Origin of the sequence: Streptomyces racemochromogenes, from assembly GCF_044129415.1 — a bacterium.
Taxonomy (GTDB): Bacteria; Actinomycetota; Actinomycetes; order Streptomycetales; family Streptomycetaceae; genus Streptomyces; species Streptomyces racemochromogenes_A.
Genome location: NZ_JBBDHD010000241.1, coordinates 1 through 4,798, shown reverse-complemented (window position 1 = coordinate 4,798; position 4,798 = coordinate 1). Strand labels below are relative to the sequence as shown.

Here is a 4,798-nt window from a genome sequence, read left to right as displayed (position 1 = left end):
AAAAAAAAAACACTAGAGGCGGCGCCCGGACGCTGTGGTTCAGATCACGGGGCGCCCGGGGCCGGGGGGGGGGCCCCCCCCCCGCGGGGGGGGGGGCGGGGGCCCCCCCCCCCACCGGGGGGGGGCACCCCCGGGCCGTCGGGTCAGACGGTGGCCGGGTGTTTCCCGGCCAGGGAGGAGGAGGCGGAGGGCGCCGGGGCGGCGGCGGACTTCCGCATGCCCTTGAGCAGCACCACCACCGCCGTGGTGACCACCGTGCCCGCCGCGACCGCGAGCAGGTAGAGGAACGGGCTGCCGATCAGGGGGAGCACCCAGATCCCGCCGTGCGGGGCACGCAGGGTGGAGCCGAAGGCCATCACCAGGCCACCGGCGGTCATGCTGCCGGCGATGCCCGCCGGGATCACCCGCAGCGGGTCGGCCGCCGCGAACGGGATCGCGCCCTCGGTGATGAACGAGGCGCCGAGCACCCAGGCGGCCTTCCCGTTCTCCCGCTCCTCGGGGGTGAACAGCCTGCGACGGACGGCGGTCGCCAGGGCCATGCCCAGCGGCGGGGTCATGCCGGCGGCCATCACGGCGGCCATCACCTTGAGGCTGCCGGCGTCCGGGGTGGCTCCCGCGGTGGTGAGCACACCGGCCGCGAAGGTGTAGGCGACCTTGTTGAGCGGACCTCCCATGTCGAAAGCCATCATCGCGCCGAGGAGCACGCCGAGCAGGATGGCGTTGGAGCCGGAGAGGCCGTTCAGCCAGTCGGTCAGGCCGTTCATCGCCGAGGCGATCGGCGAGCCGACCACCACGAACATCAGGAAGCCGACCGCCGCCACCGACAGCAGCGGGATCACCACGACCGGCATGATGCCCCGGATCGCCCGGGGCACGTTCCAGCGGATCATCCACAGCACCAGGAAGCCCGCGGCCAGGCCTGACACGATGCCGCCGAGGAAGCCCGCGCCGACCGCCACCGAGACGGCACCGCCGGCGATGCCGGCGGCCAGCGCCGCCCGGTCCGCGATGGCCCAGGCGACGTACCCGGAGAGGACGGGGACCAGGAAGCCGAAGGAGGTCTTGCCGGTCTGGAACAGCATCGCCGCCCAGCTCTGCGAGGAGGTCCAGTCGAAGTGGCCCAGCACGGACGGCGCGGAGGCGATCTGGTAGCCGCCCATCGCGAAGGCGAGCGCGATCAGCAGCCCGCCGGCCGCGACGAACGGGATCATATAGCTGACGCCGGTCATCAGGTACGTGCGCAGCCGCTGCGCCCAGTGCTCGCCCGCGGGTGCGCTCGGCGCGGCGACGGGGCTGGTGGCGGTGGCGGTACGCGCGCCGCCGCCGGTTTCGGCGACCAGTCCGGCGGCCTGCGCGATCAGGTCGTCGGCACGGTTGACCCCGGCCTTGACGCCCACGTCCACGGTCGGCTTGCCGGCGAAGCGGGACCGGTCCCGGATCTCCACGTCATGGGCGAAGATCACCGCGTCGGCTGCCGCGATGACCTCGGGGTCGAGCGGCGTCGTCCCGGCCGATCCCTGGGTCTCGACCTGGATCCGCGCGCCCGCCCGGGCGGCGGCCAGTTCCAGGGCCTTGGCGGCCATGTACGTGTGGGCGATGCCCGTCGGGCAGGAGGTCACCGCGACGAGCCGCAGCCCGCCGTCGGAGGCGGCCGGCTCCGGAACGGCGGTCGTCCTCGGGGCCGCCGCCTCAGGAGCCTCGGCCGTCTGCGGAACGGCAGCCGGCGCGTCCTCGCCGTTGATCCGCGCCGCGACCGCGCTCGGGCTCTCGGCGTCGCGCAGGGCGCCGGTGAAGGCGGGGTCCATGAGGCGGCGCGCCAGCGCGGCCAGGATCTGCAGATGGGTGTCGTCCGCACCGGCCGGAGCCGCGATCATGAAGATCAGGTCGGCGGGCCGTCCGTCCGGGGCGTCGAAGTCCACGCCCCGGGAACTGCGGCCGAAGGCCAGGCTCGGCCGTGTGACGTGGGGCGATCGGCAGTGCGGAATGCCGATCCCGTCTCCCATCCCGGTCGGCGCCTGGGCCTCCCGGGCGGCGACGTCGGCGAGGAAGCCGTCGAGGTCGGTGACCCGGCCCTCGGCGACCAGCCGCTGGGCGAGGACGCGGAGGGCTTCGTTCTTGTCCTCGGGGGCGAGGTAGAGGTCGACGAGTGCGGGCGTGATCAGCCCGCTGGTCCCGCTCATCGTGTCGGTCATCGTGTCGATCCTTCGACTGGTTCCTGACAGTGTCCCTTGCCCCCGGCAATCGGTGCCCTTCCGTCCCACACGGCCGGGCGTGCCGCCCCCTGAGGACGACGTCGTCCTCAGGGGGCGGTTCTCAACCGCGGAGCGGCCGGTCGAGCGGGATGTCCGCCGTCACGACCACCGCGGCCGGGTCCAGGTGGGCCGGGGTCGGCATGACGCTCCCCGGCAGTTGTACGGCGGCGGCGCCGTGCGCCAGGGCCGCCACGAGGGCCTCCGGGCCGGTGCCGCCGGCGCCGAGGAAGCCCGCGAGCGAGGCATCGCCCGCTCCCACGTCGCTGCGGACGGCGGCGACCGGTGCGGTGCCGTACCAGCTCTCCTCGGCGACGAGCAGCATCCCGTCCGCGCCGAGGCTGGCGAGGACCTGCTGGGCGCCGCGCTCGCGCAGCTCCCCGGCCGCGTCCACGGCGTCGCCGACGGTGCGGACCGGGCGGCCCACGGCCTCCGCGAGTTCCTCCCGGTTGGGCTTGACCACGTCGGGGCGGGCCGAGAGCGCGGCCAGCAGCGCGGGACCGGAGGTGTCGAGGGCGATCCGGGCGCCGCCCGAGTGCACCTGGGCGACCACTTCCGCGTACCACTCGGGTGCGAGACCGCGCGGCAGGCTGCCGCAGCAGGCGAGCCACTGCACGTCGAACCCGGTGCCCCGGCCGGTCTTCTGGGCGTCGCGGACGAGCGCGAGCAGTGCGGCCGACTCGGCGGCGCTGAGTTCGGGGCCCACGGCGTTGATCTTCGTGAGGCTGCCGCCGTCCTCGGCGATCGAGACGTTGATCCGGGTGTCGCCCGAGATCGCGACGGCCGCGACATCGATGCCCTGCCGGCGCAACAGGTCGGAGAGCAGTTGCCCGGAGAGGCCGCCCAGGGGAAGGACCGCGCTGGTGCGGTGGCCGGCGGCCGTGAGCGCGCGGGAGACGTTGACGCCCTTGCCTCCCGGGTCGAGCCGGTCGTGCGAGGCCCGGTTGACCTCGCCCGGGACGAGGGTTCCCAGTTCGTAGGTGCGATCGAGGCTGGGGTTCGGGGTGATGGTGACGATCATGCGCGGATGACTTCCGGTCCGTGGTTCTCGATCCCGGCGGCCTGCTCGTCGGTCAGCCCGGTGTCCGTGACCAGCACGTCCACCTGGTCCAGCGAGCCGAAGCGGGCGAAGTGGCGGGCGCCGTACTTGGAGGAGTCGGCCACCAGGACGACCCGACGGGCACCGGTGAGCATGGCCCGTTTCACGGCTGCCTCGGCGAGGTCCGGCGTCGAGAGCCCGCCCTCCGGGGAGAAGCCGTTGGTGGCGATCACCGCGACGTCCGCGTGGACGTCCGCCAGGTCGCGCAGCGCCCACGCGTCGACGGCGGCCTGGGTGCGGTGGCGCAGTCGGCCGCCCACCAGGTGGAGGGTGAGCCCGGGGTGGTCGGCCAGCCGGGCGGCGACCGGGAGCGCGTTGGTGACGACGGTGAGCCCGCAGTCGGCGGGCAGCAGGCCGGCCAGCCGGGAGACGGTCGTCCCGGCGTCGAGGATCACGCTGCCCTCCGTGGGCAGCAGGCCGAGGGCCGCCTTGGCGATGCGTTCCTTCTCGGTCGCGGCCGTGGAGTCCCGTTCGGCCAGACCGGGCTCCAGGTGCAGCGCGCCGGCGGGCAGCGCGCCGCCGTGCACCCGGTGCAGCAGACCGGCCCGGTCGAGGGCGCTCAGGTCACGCCGGATGGTCTCCTGCGTGACGCCGAAGTCCTCGGCGAGTGTCGGCACGTCCACCCTGCCCTGCTTCTGAGCGAGGCGGAGGATCTCTTGCTGCCGCTCGGGTGCGTACATGTGGGATTGGGTCCGTTTCATGTCTGTTCGCGCTTGCTTCAGGCCGACCATACGCGCTTCGACCGAAAAAACAAGAGGTCGTACCGGCTTTGCGCGCATCTTTGAGTTTGCCCGAATCTGTTGACATCGGTCGACGATCGGACGTAGAACCAACCGAAACAACACGTTGACGGGCTTGAAACCACGGTCTGCCCGGCCCTCCGCCACCGCCCCCGTACCGCGGAGACCGGGTTCCCCACACCGTGGCCCCTCCCCGGCCGACCCGGATCCCACCCGGGCCGGCGCCCGTCTCCTCCGTTCATCTCCTCCAAGGACCTCCCATGCACTCGATCCAGGTCACCGTCGGCTCCCGGAGCGGCCTGCACGCCCGCCCGGCCTCGCTGTTCGTCCAGGCCGCCGCCCGCCAGCCGGTCAAGGTCACCGTCGGCCGCCCGGGGCAGGCCCCGGTCGACGCCCGCAGCCTGCTCTCCGTCCTCGCCCTCGCCGCCCGCTGCGGCGAGGCGCTGGAGCTCACCGCGACCGGCGACCAGGCCCAGGACTCGCTGAAGGCCCTCGCCGACCTGCTCGCCTCCGACCTCGACGCAGCGGCATGAGCGATCCGATCCGCGGGATCGGCGTCGGCACGGGCAGCGCGGCGGGCCCGGTCGCCCGGATGGCGTCCGTACCCGCGCTGCCCGCGCCGAGGCCCGTCGCCGACGGCGCTCGGCGACCGCACCAGGCTCGGCTTCACTTCTTCGCCTTCGCCACCGCCTCCTTGATCAGCGGATGGA

The 4,798-nt window shown here is 73.8% G+C and carries 5 protein-coding genes; 2 read left to right on the top strand and 3 right to left on the bottom strand.

From position 1 onward, the window contains the following. Window positions 1-143: 143 nt before the first annotated feature. The 3 genes from WDV06_RS36215 to WDV06_RS36205 form a co-directional block, all read right to left on the bottom strand. Window positions 144-2,192, bottom strand: coding sequence for a PTS fructose transporter subunit IIABC (locus WDV06_RS36215; RefSeq protein WP_395514058.1), 2,049 nt, complete (start codon window positions 2,190-2,192; stop codon window positions 144-146). A gap of 121 nt (window positions 2,193-2,313) precedes the next feature. Next, entirely contained in the window at window positions 2,314-3,270 is a 957-nt protein-coding gene (pfkB, locus tag WDV06_RS36210) for a 1-phosphofructokinase (RefSeq protein ID WP_395514057.1), read from the bottom strand. Then, entirely contained in the window at window positions 3,267-4,028 is a 762-nt protein-coding gene (locus tag WDV06_RS36205) for a DeoR/GlpR family DNA-binding transcription regulator (RefSeq protein WP_395514056.1), read from the bottom strand. Before WDV06_RS36205 ends, pfkB begins: the two co-directional genes overlap by 4 nt. A 320-nt stretch (window positions 4,029-4,348) precedes the next feature. Here WDV06_RS36205 and WDV06_RS36200 point away from each other — a divergent pair, with 320 nt between their 5' ends. Together WDV06_RS36200 and WDV06_RS36195 are read left to right on the top strand one after the other, a co-directional pair. Continuing rightward, window positions 4,349-4,621: an HPr family phosphocarrier protein gene (locus tag WDV06_RS36200; RefSeq protein ID WP_395514055.1), complete on the top strand. Its 273-nt coding sequence runs from the start codon at window positions 4,349-4,351 to the stop codon at window positions 4,619-4,621. Continuing rightward, on the top strand, window positions 4,618-4,798 hold a 181-nt coding region (locus tag WDV06_RS36195; protein WP_395514054.1), incomplete at its 3' end, for a hypothetical protein. The genes WDV06_RS36200 and WDV06_RS36195, both read left to right, overlap by 4 nt.

Coding starts and splice junctions, on each gene's coding strand:
- WDV06_RS36215 (WP_395514058.1), bottom strand. CDS start 2,192: ATGACCGACACGATGAGCGGGACCAGCGGGCTGATCACGCCCGCACTC.
- pfkB (WP_395514057.1), bottom strand. CDS start 3,270: ATGATCGTCACCATCACCCCGAACCCCAGCCTCGATCGCACCTACGAA.
- WDV06_RS36205 (WP_395514056.1), bottom strand. CDS start 4,028: ATGTACGCACCCGAGCGGCAGCAAGAGATCCTCCGCCTCGCTCAGAAG.
- WDV06_RS36200 (WP_395514055.1), top strand. CDS start 4,349: ATGCACTCGATCCAGGTCACCGTCGGCTCCCGGAGCGGCCTGCACGCC.